This is a genomic window from Amycolatopsis sp. NPDC051758 (assembly GCF_044453095.1).
GTDB lineage: Bacteria > Actinomycetota > Actinomycetes > Mycobacteriales > Pseudonocardiaceae > Amycolatopsis.
Genome location: NZ_JBITCJ010000005.1, coordinates 373,844 through 389,235, shown reverse-complemented (window position 1 = coordinate 389,235; position 15,392 = coordinate 373,844). Strand labels below are relative to the sequence as shown.

Below are 15,392 nucleotides of genomic sequence, written 5' to 3'. Positions count from 1 at the left end.
AGAGTCCTTGGTCCCTCGGGCTCGGGTCTCCCGCTCCTTTCTGTCTCCGGCGTCGACCGGCCGAAACCCTGGTTCCGGGACGCGGTCGGCGGCGTCCGAGGTCTGCTCAGCTCACGGCGTAGGTGACTGGACGACCAGAAGCGGGCAGGTGGCGTGATGGATCAGCGCCTGGCTCGTCGACCCCGTCAGCATGCCGGAGAAGCCACCGAGGCCCCGGCTCCCGACCACGAGCAGCTGGGCGTCGGCGGAGTGGTCGAGCAGGCAGCGCACCGGGTGGTCTCGCGCGACGACGCGCCGAAGTGTGACGTCCGGGTACTTCTGCTCCCAGCCGGCGAGCCGCTCCGCCAGTAGTTCGCGTTCGTTCTCCTCGATCGCCCGGAAGTCGTCGAGCAGCTGCTGGCCGAGGGTGTGTGCGGTGCCCGCGGAGACCGACAGCCAGCTGTGTACGGCGACCAGGTCCGCGCCTCGCGACGAGGCCTCGTCGAAGGCCACCGCGATCGCGGGCTCGTTCGCCGGGGAGCCGTCCATACCGAGCACCACCGGGCCGTTCTCCCGGCCGCCGCCACGGACCACCACGATCGGGCACCGGCCTCGTGCGACCATCGCCACCACCGTGGACCCGGTCAGCATGCCGCTGAACCCGCCCAGCCCCCGGGATCCGAGCGCGACCAGGCGCGCGTCACCCGACGCCTCGAGCAGTTCGGTCACCGGGCTGCCCGTCACCAGGTCGGTGTCGATCTCCAGGTCGGGATGGGCCGACCGGATCGCGGCCTCGGCGTCGGCGAGCCACTTCCGGCCCTGCGTTTCCAGCACGTCGGAGAATCCGTCCGGTGGCCGGACACCAGCGCCGTAGGACAGCGCGGGCACCGACACGGCGTGCACGATCCGCACCGGCAGATGCCGGCGCGCGGCCTCGTCGCCCGCCCAGCGCGCGGCCTGCAGCGCCGAAGCCGATCCGTCCACGCCGACGACGATGTGCTGCCTGGTTGTGTTGTAGGCCATGAGGAGCTCCCCGAGGGTCACGAACTGGTGGAGCTTGAGCCTGTTCCTCCGAACAAGCTTGGCACTAGAGGATTCCACCGCGTTTCCCGGTGACTTTCTTCCCTGCTTTCCGGCGCGCGACCGACCGGACCGTGCACCAAAGTCACCACGATCCGGCGACTTCGGCACCATCGTCCGGCCCGCACGACGGTCCATGCTCCGGGCACAACTGAAAAGGAGCCCACGATGTCAGTCCAGGACCGCGGCCCGTCTCTGACCAACCCTTTGATCCCCGAACAGCCGGAAGCACGGACGGCCGAGTGGCCTGTCTCCTCCGCCCGCGGCCCGGCACTGGCCGTCCTGCGCATCGTGATGGGCCTGACGTTCCTCTGGGCCTTCCTCGACAAGATGTTCGGGCTCGGCTACTCCACGAGCTCGGCACAGGCCTGGATCAGCGGCGGCTCCCCGACCAAGGGATTCCTCGGCCACGTCCAGGTCGGCCCGATGCAGTCGATGCTGCGCGACTGGGCCGGCGCCGGCTGGGCCGACTGGCTGTTCATGCTGGCGCTGCTCGGCCTCGGCGTCGCCCTCCTGCTCGGTGTCGCTCTCAAGCCGAGCCGGTCAAGCTCATCCTCCACGGCCGGAGCCAAGGGCGCTGCGGGATCGCACTCGGTTCGACCAACCAGGTTGGGTCAATGCATGGAAACCGAGGATGACCAAACCGCTGTCGAAGTTGAGCGTGACCAGCTGCGAGACGCCCTCGACACCCAGCCCGTCATCGAGCAGGCCAAGGGCATGTTCATGCTGATCCGCGGCTGGACCGCGGGTAAGGCGTTCGCCGCGTTGATGGAGATCTCCCAGCACACCAACGTCGGGCTGCACGACGTCGCCACGGTGGTGGTCGCCTCTGCTAGCCGCGCCGAACCGAACCTCGACGATGAAGCGGTCGTCGCAGCCGTTCTGCACGAAGCGAAGCACCTTGTCCTCGGTCACCCCTTCGACCGAGCGACCTGGTCCGAACGTCGCCAGCCAGGTCGGCCGCGACGAGATCGTGCTCCTCTCCCAGCTCGAGCGAGTCAATGTCGGGCATAGGCAAGCCCAGTGAGCTGGTGCAGTAGGTCAGCACCTTTAGGACGCCGTCGGTCATACTTCCATCGCGCAGGCGAGCGCCCGGTACTCGATCGGATCGTCGCTGATCTGGATCGAGGGCGAGAAGGCGAAGGTCGGGACGACGTCGATCGGCACGTTCCCCTGCGGGCACTCGAACTTGAGGAAGAGCATGGCTTTGTTGTCGCCGTCGATGGGTCCTTCGTGGCGCCGCTCCTCGACAACCTTGATCGGTGCCGCGGAGCGGATGACAACCGGCGCAAGGTCGAAATAGATGCGACCGACGATGTGGACGGCGCGGTGCTTGTCGAGGTTGGACAGCCAGCGAAGCACTTCCAGCGGCGAGGTGTGCGCCCGGTCGCCACCGTGAAAGGGTTGCAGTGCTTCGATTGCCGCCCAGAAATCAGGCAGCACCAGCGCGCTGAGCTTGCGCCTCACATCGGCGAAGCTGCTCGCCTTGGTCGTGATGGGGAACTGCACTCCACCCGATCATGCTAAATCTCGCGGCAACCGCATCGAGCTGTTCGGTGAGCACAGCATGCTCTAGCTCGAGACGGACTACGAGATCCGCATCCCGGCAGACGTCCGACACCTGCCTCGCTGTACTGGAGACACGTCGGGCCGGCGACACGCAGCGGCGCCGACGTCTGCACGTCGACCCGTACCTCCTCGCTGTCTCGGATGGGAACCGCGGCGAGACACGGGGGTCGGACAGCAGTCCATGCGGCGGTAGACGTTCCACGACGAAACCGTGGCTCATGCCTCTTTACTATCACTGCAATGGGATTACAGCGGCCTTGAGCTCCCCATACTCCCGCGAGCCGTAGGTCCGGAACGTCTCGATCGCCTCGAGCAGAATCGCCCTCGCCGTCGTCTCGTCGCCTCGGGCAAGCACAAGCCGGGCGAGGTCGCGCTGCGTGCGGGCGCGGCACAACGTCGCGCCTTGCGCCCGGAACATGTCCAACGCGCTCGTCAGGCACTTCTCCGCCGCGTCAAGCCGTCCAGCGACCAGCTCCAGCTCTCCCATCGTCCGCAGCGCCATTGCCTCCGCCCAGCCGTCTCGCTCGCTGCGGTGCGTGGCCAGCGCGGTCTCCAGCGGCTCCCGTGCCTCGTCGAGCCTGCCCATGCGGATGTACGTCTTCGCCAGTCCCCGCAGGCAGAGTGCGGTCAAGCTGGCGTCCTCCAGCTGCCGGAACATCGCCAGCGCGCCGGTGAACGCCTCTTCGGCGTCAGCGAGCCTGCCGCGGGCTCGGTAGGTCAGGCCGATCGTGCGCAGTGTCAGCGCCTCGCCGCGCCGGCTGCCTGCCCTGCGGTATGCGGCGAGCCCGTCGGCCAACGCCGTGTCGGCGGCCTCGAAGTCGCCGCGTTCCAGGTGCACCGAGCCGAGGAGCCGTTGGCAGTGGCCGGTCGCGCGGTCGTCCGCCAGGTCCCGGCACACAGCCGCGGCCCGGCTCAGGAAGTGTTCCGCTTCCGGGAGACACCCCTGGTCGCGGCACGCCAGCCCGAGCGCGCTCAATGCACTGGCCTCGCCACGCCGATCGTGCAGTTCGCGGAAGCGTTCGACGGCGTCGGTCAGGTGCTGGCGCGCGTCGGCGAACCTGTCCTGCTCGTACCGCAGCTGCCCCAGCTCGGCCAGCAGGATCGCCTCACCACGTGCGTTACCCGCCGCGTGGGCGGCGGTCATTGCGGCGCCGTGCGCGCGGTCCCACAGGTCCTGCACATTGTTCAGCGCATATGTTGACATGCACAGCACCGACGCGACGGCCAATGCCAGCTCATGGAGGCCCAGCTCGGCCGCCCGCTCCACGCCGAGCACCAGCGACGCCTGCTCAATGTCCAGCCAACCGCGGGGGTCGATGAGCGCCGTACCGAGCACCTCGGGAGCGACGTCGTCACCCATCGCCGGTGTGGTCACGGGAATCGCGCCGGAGTACACGTTGTCGCCGATGTGTTCCCACAGCACATTGAGCACCGCTGCCCAGCCGCCGACGATGCGGGCGGTGGAGGCGGCGAAGTCAGCCTGGGACTCGCGCCGGTCGGCCTCCTCTTTGGCGTAGATGCGGACCAGGTCGTGCAGCCGGTAGCGGACCTGGCCGGTGTCGTCGACGAAGGTGTAGTCGACGAGGTGGTGGTCGACGAGGTGCTCGACCACCTGCTCGGCCACGTCGATGTCGACGTCCAAGGCGTAGGCCACCACCCATGACCGGAAGTCGGGGAGCCCGAGGTGTCCGAGCCTGCGAATCGCGGTCTGCCCGGCGGGTTCGAGGCCGTGCACGCTCAGCTCGATGCTCGCCCGGATCCGCTGGTCACCGGCGGAGAGCTCGTCGAGACGGTGCCGTTCGTCGGTCAGCCGGCTGGCGAGCAGGCGCGGCGTCCACTGCCTGCGGGTGGCCAGCCGCGCCCCCGCGACACGGACCGCCAGCGGCAGCTGCCCGCACGACGCGACGATATCGGCGGCCACAAGGGCACTCCGAGGACAACGCATCGTGTTTGACGACGAGACTCTGGCCGCGCTGGACGCGATCCTCACCCAACCGATGAACGCCGACCTGGCCGGGCGCCGGGAACCTCCTGCGGAAAGCGCTGACTCCGCCCTTCGTCTGGACAGGCGTCGTGGTGCATTCGCCCAGGCACGATCGCCGCCCGTACGGTTTCACGATTCGTCGAACTCAGGAGGCTGGAGGTCGGAGTCGAGGCCGGTGGCTGCCTGCGCGTTGATGTACGGGTCGCGCTCGATCCACTTCTTCCCTTCCGCCGCGATGCCCTCCAGGATGTGCAGCGTGTGAGCGAAGCCGGCGGCGTGGAGGCTCATCCTCGCCAGAGCATAGGCGTCCTTGCCCGCATCGGTCTTGTCTCCGGCCGGGTCGGTGACCCGGATGTTCCGCGGCTCGCCGTTCATGAGGCTCAGCTCCAAGGTGTAGCTGAGGTCGGTGGTCGTGGCGACATGGACCGAAGAAACGGCGTCGAAGCGAAAGTTGTTCCGTTCCTGCTCCTTGTGCACGCCGTGCTCGAAGTCGATCTCGGTGCCGATCTCGCGCACGCCTTCCTGGGTGAGCAGGAAGATGCGGAGGTCGTACTTCGAGTACCGCCACGGCCCGAAGCGGTCCCGCGCTCGTTTGCACGACGCCCCGGGAGTTTGCAGGAACGCGTGGGCGAGGACATCGCGCCAGGCGAGCCGGTAGTGCTTCAACGCCCAGTCGAGGGCCATGGTCTTGTCGGCGGTGAGCCAGTTTTCCATCTGGGTCTCCGTCGGACGCGTGGCCTCCAGCTTCCGCACCCAGCGTTCGTATTCGACTCGCCGGGCGGCCAGCACCTCGTCGTGCTCCTGCCAGCTCTCCTTGATCCGACGGCGTTCGTTGAGGATGCGCGACCACCCCGCGCCGGCCGCCCAAGTCCCGACTACCGCGATGAAGACGGCCGCCGTGCTGGGGATGAGTGCGATGTCCACCGCCGCCGAGACGACATAAATGGTGAGGGCGAGGAAAGCGGTCGTGGACACCACGCAGCGGGCCTTCATCGACCGGGAGACGCGGTACCGCCCACGATGGGGGAACAGCGTCCCGGTCGTCCAGTGACTGTAGGTCCCCCTGGTGAGGTAGCGGATGAGCCACTTGACGCGGCCGACGCCGATCCGCTCCTCGCGGTAGAGAACGGCGATCTCGTCGCACAGCGCGGCCCGGACGCGTTTGGTTTCGGACATCCACTTCCTCCGTTCCTTGTCCGCGTCCGCGCCCTTGGGGCCGTATTTGACGAAGTAGTAGTCGAACGAGCGAGCCACATCGCGGGTGAACCCCGGAGCCGGATCGAGATCGGCGCTTCGCCTGACAGAGTAGAGCCGCTCCTTGGCAGCGAAGCGTCCGCGCCGGTATCCCCAGTTCAGGGCGCTGTGGGCGGCGACGTACGCGGTTGCGACGGCGAGCAGGCAGGCCACGATCGGCACGGGGCGCCCGCTCTGGATGATCGTCATGATCACGTATGCGGTGGCGAGACCCCCGGTCAGGGTGCCGATCGCGGCCCGCGCGCGATCCCCCAGCGTGGTGGTACTCGGCGCGGGACGGCGCGCCCGCGGCGGGATGGGCTCGGGCTGGAAGTAGGCCCAGACGGAGTCCTTCCGCCCGTCGGCGAACCGCATCCGTTTCGCGTTCTGCCGGGTCTCAGCCCAGAAGTTGTCTCTCAGGCTGCCGGTGAGCACGAGGTCGAGGTGGCGCACGATCACCTCGCGCTGAGCCATCGGCAACTTGGCGAGCTCCTTGAGCGCGTGACTTGGGTCGCCTCCCGTTTTGCCGAAGTAGTCGAGCAGTTCGCACAAGGCATCCAGCGATTGCGTCCACTCGTCCTCAGGCAGCTCCGCGCAGGTGAGAGGCATGGCCGCCAGCCGTTCGCGCTCTCCGGTGTTCAGATCGCGGTACGAACGTTTGCTGAGCATGGCGAGGATCCAGTGGAACCGGATCTCGGCGCTGTCGAGACCGCGTGCCCTGGCGTCGTCGATGAGCCTGCGGGCTTCGGACGGGACGCCGTCTCGGAGGTAGGCGAGGCCTACCCGGTATTTCTCTTCGGGCGAAGCGTCGGAGTCGAGCAGATAGACGTTCGAGTTGTGGACTTCGTTGGCCTGGATGCCGACGTGGGATCCGCCGGTGGCGGTGTTTTCGGTCTTCGGGCCACTGTCCGTCATGACAATCCCTTCGCCGCCGTTATGAGAGCGGCGATCTTCGCCGCCAGCCCGGCAAGGTCCCCGATCAGGCCGCCGAGCCGCTTGAGCGCCAGCAGGAACGTTTTCTTGCTCTCGGCCGTCGGGGACTCCAGAGCCTCGTCGGCGATGTCGAGTTCGTTGCGGGCCGCCTCATAAGTCGCGTTGTCGAGCTGTCCGCGGGAGCGTTCCCGCTTCAGTTCGGCTCGCAGGGTGGCCAGTTCCGCAGCGAAATCGGTCGCGGCGGGACCAACCGGGGATGTGTTCTGCCAGACGGTGCTCCCGGTGACGGAGCCGGCCTGGATGCCGACCGGTCCGGTCGCGTAGTTGTACACAGTGCCGTGAGGATCTTGGGTGGCGTTGTCGTCCATGGCGAGGAGCTCCCGTTCGTTGATGAGGTCACTGGCAAGCTGGACGGCGAATGCCGCCGCGTTGGCCGCGGCCGCGGGCTGCCACTTCCGGTCCGCGCTGGTGGACTTGGTGCCGTCGGCCAGGTCGCTGATTCCCCGCACGACCGCGATGGGAGCGCCATTGAGATGACCGGCTTGCGCGACGCCCGCCGCTTCCATTTCGATTGCCAGGGCGTCGTTGTAGTGATCGCGGATCCAGCGCGCTTCGGCGGACAACCGTGAGTTCTGCACGATCTCGCCGGCGGCGATGACCCCGAAGTGTGCCTTGGTGCCCGGAGGGGTGTCCCGGGCCCACTCGCCGGTCCGGGCCACGTGCTGGGCTACTTGACTGACCTCGTGCGCGATCTCCCATACCCGCGGGCGAGCCTTGAGACCGTCGTCCTCGCTGGTGCCGCCGTGGTAGGCGCAGACATGCGTGGCGACGACGACGTCGCCGAGCGGGGTGTCCCACAACGCGCCCGCAACCCCGACGAAAATGAGTGCGACCGGGCAGAAGTGCTGTATCGCGCGTTCGGCGAGGACGGCGGCGGCATGCGTTCCCTTGCCGGTGAGGCTGAGCGCGACGCGGCGCGACGTGCCCCGGATGGTGCCGATTTCGAAGCGGGTGCCTTTGTCGTGACGAACGATCTTTGTATCGGCCAGTCTTTCGCAGACTGCTTTGTATTCGTCGTTGAAGGCGGTGAGCATCACCACCAGGTCGTCGGTCATGCGTTCCCCTTCGGTTGCGACGGTTCAGTTGGGGCGTACGAGCGGTGGATAGAGCGTGGTCTGGTTTCCGGCTTTGAAAAGACGGGCTGGGCGGCCTCGGCCGGCTCGGCGTTCGTTGCCAAGGGGCACGATGAAGTCGTTCGTCGCCTGGACCTTCCGGTAGAAGTTCCGCGGATCCAGCTCGACTCCCCACACCGCCTCGTAAACTCGCTGCAGTTCGTTGATGGTGAAGGTGTTCGCACAGAAAGCGGTGGCCAAAGCGGAAGACTCGAGTTTCGAGCGCGCGCGTTCCAGACCGTCGTCGAGGATGTCCCGGTGGTCGAACGCGAGCTTGGCTCGTCCGGCGAGGACGTCCGGAACCGGCGTCCAAGAGGCTCGGGCGGCATCGCTGCCCGCGAGCGGCTCGGGAAGACCGGGCGCGATGGCGAGATAGGCCACGGAAACGACGCGGCCCCTAGGGTCGCGGTCGGGGGCGCCGTAGGCGCCCAGTTGCTCCAGGTGCAGCTGCGACGCGTCGAGGTTGGCCTCCTCCTGCAGTTCCCGGCGCGCGGCAGCGAGCACACCCTCCCGGTCGTGTTCGAGGAACCCACCCGGGAGTGCCAGTGCTCCCCGGAACGGATCCACTCCTCGCTCGACCAGCAGCACGTGGAGAACGGCGTCGCGAAGCGTGAAGATCACCAGATCGACGGCCAGCAGTACCGGAGGGGGGGTCCAATCGTTGTCTGCCACGCCTCAGACCGTATATTACTGTCAGATAGACAGTAAAGATGAATTCGTCGGTTCCGAGGTGACTGTGCGTGCGAGAACGTGGGGCCGTCTGGGTGACTTCAGGGTCGCTTCATGTCATGCGGTTGCCGCGTACGCGGCGGCGGGGACGCCGGATGGAACGGCGCCGTTGCCGACCGAACTGCGCATGACGCAAAGCGTCACACACAGTTGCCATCAACAACACCGAGAAGCATCAGTCTTATCAGGCGATCCTCTATCGTCGCAGGTCAACTGCAGTGAGGGGTCAGGGGGTTCGAGTCCTCCTAGCTCCCCTCTCTCGCGGGACCCCTTCGGTTCAGCCTTCCGGGCTGGCCAGAGGGGTTCTGCGTTTCGGGTTCGTTTCATCGGCGGAGCCGTCCGCGGCCAGCTCTTGATGCCGACCTCAGCTTCGGCCCCTTCGGATAGGGGCTGCGGGTGGCCTTCTGCCAACGGCGTTGCAGATCGGCAAGCAACCGGGTCTCCCCCTCCGGCGCCTCATGCGGATACACCTCCACGACCCGGTTCGGCAGGTGCTGACCCAAGCCTGCGCGACCTCCGACGATCAGCCTCCCTCGCGACGCGTGCAACGCCCCACCTTGGTCACTCAGATCATCGACAGCAGCTCCACCCAGCTCGTGACCGTCGCCGTCGCGTAGCCAGCCTCCCGTGACTCTTCGACCCACTTGTCGACATCCAGCGCCGTGGTCTCTCCCAACGGCGTCGCCGACGACTCGCGGCCCGGCACCGACCCCACCGCCCCGTCCGCACAAACGTCCTCTTCTGCCGATGAGCGGCCATAGACTGATCGCGCGGCGGCAAAGTTGAGCAGACACAAGAATCCACCGAGTTAGTTGCTTACTTTGCGGCTAGAACAATCACGTCCCAACCTGCTCCGAAGGCGAGCCTGGAACCTGGTCCTATAACTAGACCCGCGGTCGGGTGCCCGGAATAGTCGATTACATCAATTTCGGTGTCAGTGGTCAGATCCCACACGCTGATAGTCCTGTTTCGACTGGAAGTGATCATGGTTGGCCGACCGTCGACCTCGGTCACCGACACCGCCCTCACCCGGTGGGTGGGGGCGGAGCGTTCTGAGCCGTCGTCCAAGTTCCATAGCCGCACAGTTCCATCCTCGCTGGCACTAATTGCGACCGGCCGACCGTCGACCTCGGTCACCGACACCGCCTCCACCGAGTTGGTGTGGCCGGTGAGGGTGGTGTGTTCCGACGCGTCATCCAAGTGCCACACCCGCACCGTCCGGTCAGCGCTGGCGGTGATTGCGACCGCTCGGCCGTCGACCTCCGACACCGCCAACGCATTTACCGAGTCGTTGTGGCCGGTGAAGGCGGCGCGTTCTGAGCCGTCATCCAAGTGCCACACCTGCACCGCCCCATCGGCGCTGACGCCGACTGCGACCGGCCGACCGTCGACCTCGGACACCGCCAACGCATTTACCGAGTCGTTGTGGACAGTGAGGGTGGTGCGTTCCGACCCATCATCCAAATGCCACACCCGCACCGCCCCATCGGCGCTGACGCCGACTGCGACCGGCCGACCGTCGACCTCAGCCACCGCCACCCCCCTCATCGAGCTGGCAAGCCCGGTGAAGGAGGCGCGTTCCGACCCGTCTTCCACGTGCCATACCCGCACCGTCCCGTCGTCGCTGACGCTGACGGCGACCGGCCGACCGTCGACCTCCGCCACCGCCACCGCCCTCACCGAGTCGGTGTGGCCGGTGAAGGCGGCGCTCTCCGCCCCGTCATCCAGGGTCCATACCCGCACCGTGCTATCCCTGCTAGCAGAAATTAGCCACGCTTGGTTCGCCTTCGATATTGCGACGATTTGATTGATGTCGGCTGTATGACCGTCTCGTTCGCGTTCTTCGGCCAACATGGCTAAGTCCCATACCCGCACCGTCCCGTCGTCGCTGACGCTGACGGCGACCGGCCGACCGTCGACCTCGGTCACCGCCGCCGCCCTCACCGGGTAGGTGTGGCCGGTGAGGGTAGTACGTTCTGAGCCGTCGTCCAGGTTCCATACCCGCACGGTTTCGTCGTCGCCAGCACTGACTGCGACCGGCCGACCGTCGACCTCGGTCACCGCCAACGCCCTCACCGAGTTGGTGTGGCCGGTGAGGGCGGTGCGTTCTGAGCCGTCGTCCAGGTTCCATACCCACACAGCTTCGTCGTCGCCAGCACTGACTGCGACCGGCCGACCGTCGACCTCAGCCACCGCCACAACATTTACCGAGTCGGTGTGGCCGGCGAATGTGGTGCGTTCCGACCCATCATCCAAATGCCACACCCGCACCGTCCGGTCAGCGCTGGCAGTGATTGCGACCTCTCGGCCGTCGACCTCCGTCACCACCACCACCTCCACCGAGTTGGTGTGGCCGATGAGGGTGGCGCGTTCCGACCCATCATCTAAATGCCACACCCGCACCGCCCCTTCGGCGCTGGCAGTGACCGCGACCGGCCGACCGCTGACCTCAGCCACCGCCACGACATTTACCGAATCGGGGTGGCCGGCGAATGTGGCGCGTTCCGACCCATCATCTAAATGCCACACCCGCACCGCCCCATCGTCGCTGACGCTGACTGCGACCGGCCGACCATCGACCTCAGCCACCGCCACCGCCACCGCCCAGTCGGTGTGGTCGGTGGAGGTGCTGGTGCGTTCCGACCCATCATCCAAATGCCACACCCGCACCGCCCCATCGTCGCTGACGCTGACTGCGACCGGCCGACCGCCGACCTCAGCCACCGCCACAACATTCACCGGCTCGGTGTGGCCGGCGAATGTGGTGCGTTCCGACCCGTCATCCAAGTGCCAAACCCGCACCGTCCGGTCGTTGCTGGCAGTCACTGCGACTGCACGGCCGTCGACCTCGCTCACCGCCATCGCATTCACCCAGCTGGTGTGGCCGGTGCTGGTGGCGCGAAGTGCAATGGAAGTTTGTTGTCCGGTTGCCCAGCGGGGAATCCACGTGAGGCCCTGGCTGAAGGTTTGCTGATGGTGGGATGAGTTAAAGCGGGCAGCGTCGATAGCGAGCAGTCGTTGTCGGCGGCGCGTAGTGAGGTGGCGGTGGATGGTGGCGGAGTGCCGATAGATCGCTGCGGTGAGCCGACTCTGGTTGGTGGTCAACGTGTGGAGGGCGACGAGGAGTTGGTCGGGGTTTGCATAGACGAGGTAGAGGGGGTCGGTGATGAGGTCGTCGAGTTGTGATGCTGCGGCGGCGTGGGTGGCGAGGTGATCGAGGATGTAGGGGTGGGCATTGGCCCAGACGCGACGACCGGTGATCGGGTCGAGGGGGACATGCTCGAGGAGCGTGGTGGTGATGGCGTGGTGGGCTTGGCGGTCGTGGCCGGGGGTGCGGAGATGTTCGGCCATGGTTTCGTGGAAAAGCCGGAACACCGAGTCGTGGTGAGCAGTGCTTTCCAGCAGGTAGGCGCCGGCGTGTTCCTGTAGCCAGCGAAGATCGTCGCGAGGGCAGGGGACGCCGGAGAGGGCTTCGGCGAGAGGCCCCCACAGCGTCGACCAGGGCAAACCCGCGCCTTGGGCGTAAGCGAGGGGGCGAAGGAGCCGTTCGACTTTCGAGCGGTGTTGGCCGAACCGGGCAAGGTAGGCGGCGAAGGCTTCCGTGGCGTCGCTGGGCAGCGTGTCACGCCAGCCTGGCGTAGTGGTGTCAATCGTGATCTGCCCCTGAACCAGGGCGGCAGCCGTCATGCGGGCGACCAGGAACGATGTTCCGGCGCGGCTGGCGATTGCCTGACCGATAGTGGCGGCCACAGTGGGATTGCCGCAGTAGGGGGAGCGACTGTCAGGGTCGTGGACGTCCAGGAGGACATCACGGGCGTAGCCCGCTACATCGCCCGTGTCGATATAGCGGGGGTCGTCAAGGTCCAGAACGACGATGGCTCGGCCCAAGGTGCGGATGAGGGGGTCGCGGGTTCCGATGATCAACCGCACCGTGGGCATGGAGGTCATCGGTCGCAGCAGTTCACGACCGATCCGCATGCCCTCGTTCGGGTCACCGGCGGTGCCGGCTTCGTCGAGGGCGTCCACAACGATCACCAACGGCGCCGAACGTTCGGCGAGAATCTGCAGAAGTTCGTCCAGGTCGGCCGCGGGAGTATCGAGTGTGGCGGCCAGGTCTCGGGTGAGCGAATCACGGGTAGCGCGGCGCGCGTGTAGCGGCACGATCTCCAGCCCTGCCGGAGGCAACGCGTCCGGGCTGGTGCGGGCGCGGGCTGGTTCGTCTGGGTCAGCCAGCAGCATCAGCCGTCCCAGCAACGCCGACTTTCCCGAACCCGGGCGACCGGTGACGACCCGAGCCAGACGATCGTGCCGATCGGCACGTAGCCATGCGGTCAGCTCGCGCAACGCAGCGGTGCGAGCAGCGAAGTAGTCGCCAAGGTTACCGGCGTGCTCGACGCCTCGTGCGCGAGGAAGGAAATGCCTGTCAACACGTTTGCGCAACACGGCCAAGGTCGCTACGTCGAGATCCCCCGCGGGTAAATTGGGGATGTAGGCCGGATTGTTGAAGAAGGAGACCTGCCCGTCGCTATCCACGACCGAGTGCGAGGCCCGCTGTACTAATGCGTTGTCTTTGAAGTAGGCGTTGATCCTCGTGGTGACCTCACGCACCGACAGAAATTCCTGACGTGCACCAGCCTGGGGATGGGCGAGCGTCGCAGTCAGCGCGTCGACGAACGCAGTGTCGCGGGCCGTCTGCTTACCGCGAGCCGCGGCCAACATCCACCGCCCCGCGGCAGTCGGCTGGCTGCGGATCAGGCCGCCGGCCAGTCGGGCTACGTCGTTGGTTCCCGCCCCGGCGTAGCACGTGTCCAGCATGACGAGCAGGTGTCCCACCTGGCTGCGCATCAATGGTCGCGCCAGCTCCTCGCTCGCTAAGGCCGTGCTGGCCAGCCCGTCCTCGGTATCGCTGAACTGCAGATAGTGACGATCTTCCTCCGCCACACCGTGACCGGCGAAGTACACCACCACAACATCCTGCGCGCTCAGCTTCTCTTTTACCGCCCACCGCTCCACCGCGACCGGTACATTTCGGGCAGACTCTGCCGACAGATCCGACAGCACCACCTCATATCCCATCGGCACGAGTAAGCGTCGCACTCGCTCCGCGTCCTTGGCTGCACCGGGAAGATCCGAAATCTGGCTATCGCGGTAGGTACTCACACCAATCGTGATCAGGAACTTGCGCTGCGCCCCAGCCGACGTCGACTCATCCATCAAGTCAGCGCCTCCGCCTCGCCGAGACCGTTCGCGTCAGTTACCCCACGGGCGATCGCAGTGCCCACGCTTGGCGCTGTCAGATATCTAAGCAGGTCATGCATCCGCGCGCCGTTCGTGATCGTGACATCTCTCACCCGGTCGCCGAATCGGTCCACCAACACCCCGGCCAGCGCTACGACGTCACCTGGATCTGCGATATTTGTCCACGCCTGCACACCCGCAGGCCACAACCCCCACCCGTCCACTGGTGCCGGGTCGAGACGGTCAAAGATCACCGACCGCAAGCCGAGCGGCGACCCCACCGTCACAAAATCCGTCACCGGCAACTGCGGATTCGCGCACAGTGCCTCGTAGGCGACCACCGAACCCAGCGAGTGCGCCACCATCACCCGCGTCTCCGCACCTACCGCCTTGGCCACCCGTTCCCGCGCGGCCGCGCGCACACCCGGCTCCGTCATGTACCGACGGACCTGCTTTAACGCGAAGATCAGCAATCGGTCCGAGACTTTTTCGAAGAACCGCGACCCGGTCAGCGCGTTCAACGCCGCCCGCACCCGCCTATTCAGCAGCGGACGCGACGCTGCGTATCCCACCGCTCCGCGAGCCCCCTGCTCGTCAGGTCCTTCGACTCGGGAATCTACCGACGCGGCGTACTCCCACCACGCCTCCAACAACTCGGCCTCGAAACCGGTTTCGACGTCGAACTCGTCCCAAGGCGGGACGTCCCCTCCCCGAGCTCCCGGCTCGAGGAACACATCACCGTAGAACGCGCACGCCACATCGCCGGCACTTAGCGCCGGCCCGCCGGACAGGCGAACACCATCACGCAATGCCGGCCCCACCAGCTGACACATCAGCTCCGGACCATGAAACTCCTGACCCACCCCATGGACCACTACTACACGCGCAGACACAGCTCCCCCGGTTCCAGCACATAACGCAGTCGACCCACGCATGTCGTCACAGCCAACGACCGTGTTACGTCAACGCACTCTCATGCCGCATAGCGTGCGCCCTGGCTAGCCATCCTCAGCAGCACCTCGACTCGGGACGGGCTCGTCAGCCAAGGTCACTCATGACACTGGTCCCGCTGCACGACAACCGCCTGAGGGATCCCGATCGGCTGGATCCAAGCCCACGTCGCCTGCCGGATCCGCCTGATGTTCGACACGCGCGTGGCCCAGTCCTCTCACTAATTTCACTGGGGCACAGCTGGGGCAAACCCCCTGTCATAACCGCACTCAACAACACACAGTTGCCAGCAGCGGCACCGAAGCGCATCATTTGACTAGGCGATTCTCTATCGCCGCAGGTCAGAGCCATGATCGACCCTCACTGGCAGTGAGAGGGTCAGGGGTTCGGCTTCCTTAGCTCCGCAGTAGCGAACGCCGCCCACTGGGAGCAGAGATCCAGACGGGTCGGCTTTTAGTCTCGGCAGATTTCCGAGTTCGCCACGAAGGAGTCCAACTGCCGCTCGGTAGCTGAAGCAGGCCCGA

10 protein-coding genes are annotated in these 15,392 nt (G+C 66.5%); 1 reads left to right on the top strand and 9 read right to left on the bottom strand.

The window, feature by feature from the left end:
• Positions 1 to 111: 111 nt before the first annotated feature.
• The gene (locus ACIA5G_RS25260; RefSeq protein WP_395927257.1) at positions 112 to 1,002 is read right to left on the bottom strand and encodes a universal stress protein; all 891 of its coding nucleotides are present in this window, start codon (positions 1,000 to 1,002) and stop codon (positions 112 to 114) included.
• Positions 1,003 to 1,227: 225 nt separating this feature from the next.
• Here ACIA5G_RS25260 and ACIA5G_RS25255 point away from each other — a divergent pair, with 225 nt between their 5' ends.
• Positions 1,228 to 2,073 carry an ANTAR domain-containing protein gene (locus ACIA5G_RS25255; RefSeq protein ID WP_395927255.1) on the top strand — a complete coding sequence of 282 codons (846 nt, stop codon included), beginning with the start codon at positions 1,228 to 1,230 and terminating at the stop codon, positions 2,071 to 2,073.
• A gap of 51 nt (positions 2,074 to 2,124) precedes the next feature.
• Here the strand turns inward: ACIA5G_RS25255 and ACIA5G_RS25250 are convergent, their stop codons facing one another.
• The 8 genes from ACIA5G_RS25250 to ACIA5G_RS25215 form a co-directional block, all read right to left on the bottom strand.
• A complete protein-coding gene (locus ACIA5G_RS25250; protein WP_395927253.1) occupies positions 2,125 to 2,568 on the bottom strand; it encodes a hypothetical protein in 444 nt (147 codons plus the stop codon).
• A 292-nt stretch (positions 2,569 to 2,860) separates the two neighbouring features.
• On the bottom strand, positions 2,861 to 4,549 hold the full coding sequence (locus tag ACIA5G_RS25245) for a tetratricopeptide repeat protein (protein WP_395927251.1): 1,689 nt from the start codon (positions 4,547 to 4,549) through the stop codon (positions 2,861 to 2,863).
• 192 nt (positions 4,550 to 4,741) lie between these two features.
• Positions 4,742 to 6,514, bottom strand: coding sequence for a hypothetical protein (locus tag ACIA5G_RS25240; protein ID WP_395927249.1), 1,773 nt, complete (start codon positions 6,512 to 6,514; stop codon positions 4,742 to 4,744).
• 242 nt (positions 6,515 to 6,756) lie between these two features.
• Positions 6,757 to 7,893, bottom strand: coding sequence for a purine phosphorylase (locus tag ACIA5G_RS25235; protein ID WP_395927247.1), 1,137 nt, complete (start codon positions 7,891 to 7,893; stop codon positions 6,757 to 6,759).
• Between the two features lie 24 nt (positions 7,894 to 7,917).
• Entirely contained in the window at positions 7,918 to 8,622 is a 705-nt protein-coding gene (locus tag ACIA5G_RS25230; RefSeq protein ID WP_395927245.1) for an NUDIX domain-containing protein, read from the bottom strand.
• 622 nt (positions 8,623 to 9,244) lie between these two features.
• A complete protein-coding gene (locus tag ACIA5G_RS25225) occupies positions 9,245 to 9,394 on the bottom strand; it encodes a hypothetical protein (RefSeq protein ID WP_395927243.1) in 150 nt (49 codons plus the stop codon).
• Between the two features lie 101 nt (positions 9,395 to 9,495).
• Positions 9,496 to 13,893: a caspase family protein gene (locus tag ACIA5G_RS25220; protein WP_395927241.1), complete on the bottom strand. Its 4,398-nt coding sequence runs from the start codon at positions 13,891 to 13,893 to the stop codon at positions 9,496 to 9,498.
• Positions 13,893 to 14,780 (bottom strand): hypothetical protein, encoded by an 888-nt coding sequence (locus ACIA5G_RS25215; protein WP_395927239.1) that lies wholly within the window; start codon positions 14,778 to 14,780, stop codon positions 13,893 to 13,895. The genes ACIA5G_RS25220 and ACIA5G_RS25215 overlap by 1 nt, the downstream gene beginning before the upstream one ends.
• Between the last annotated feature and the right edge of the window lie 612 nt (positions 14,781 to 15,392).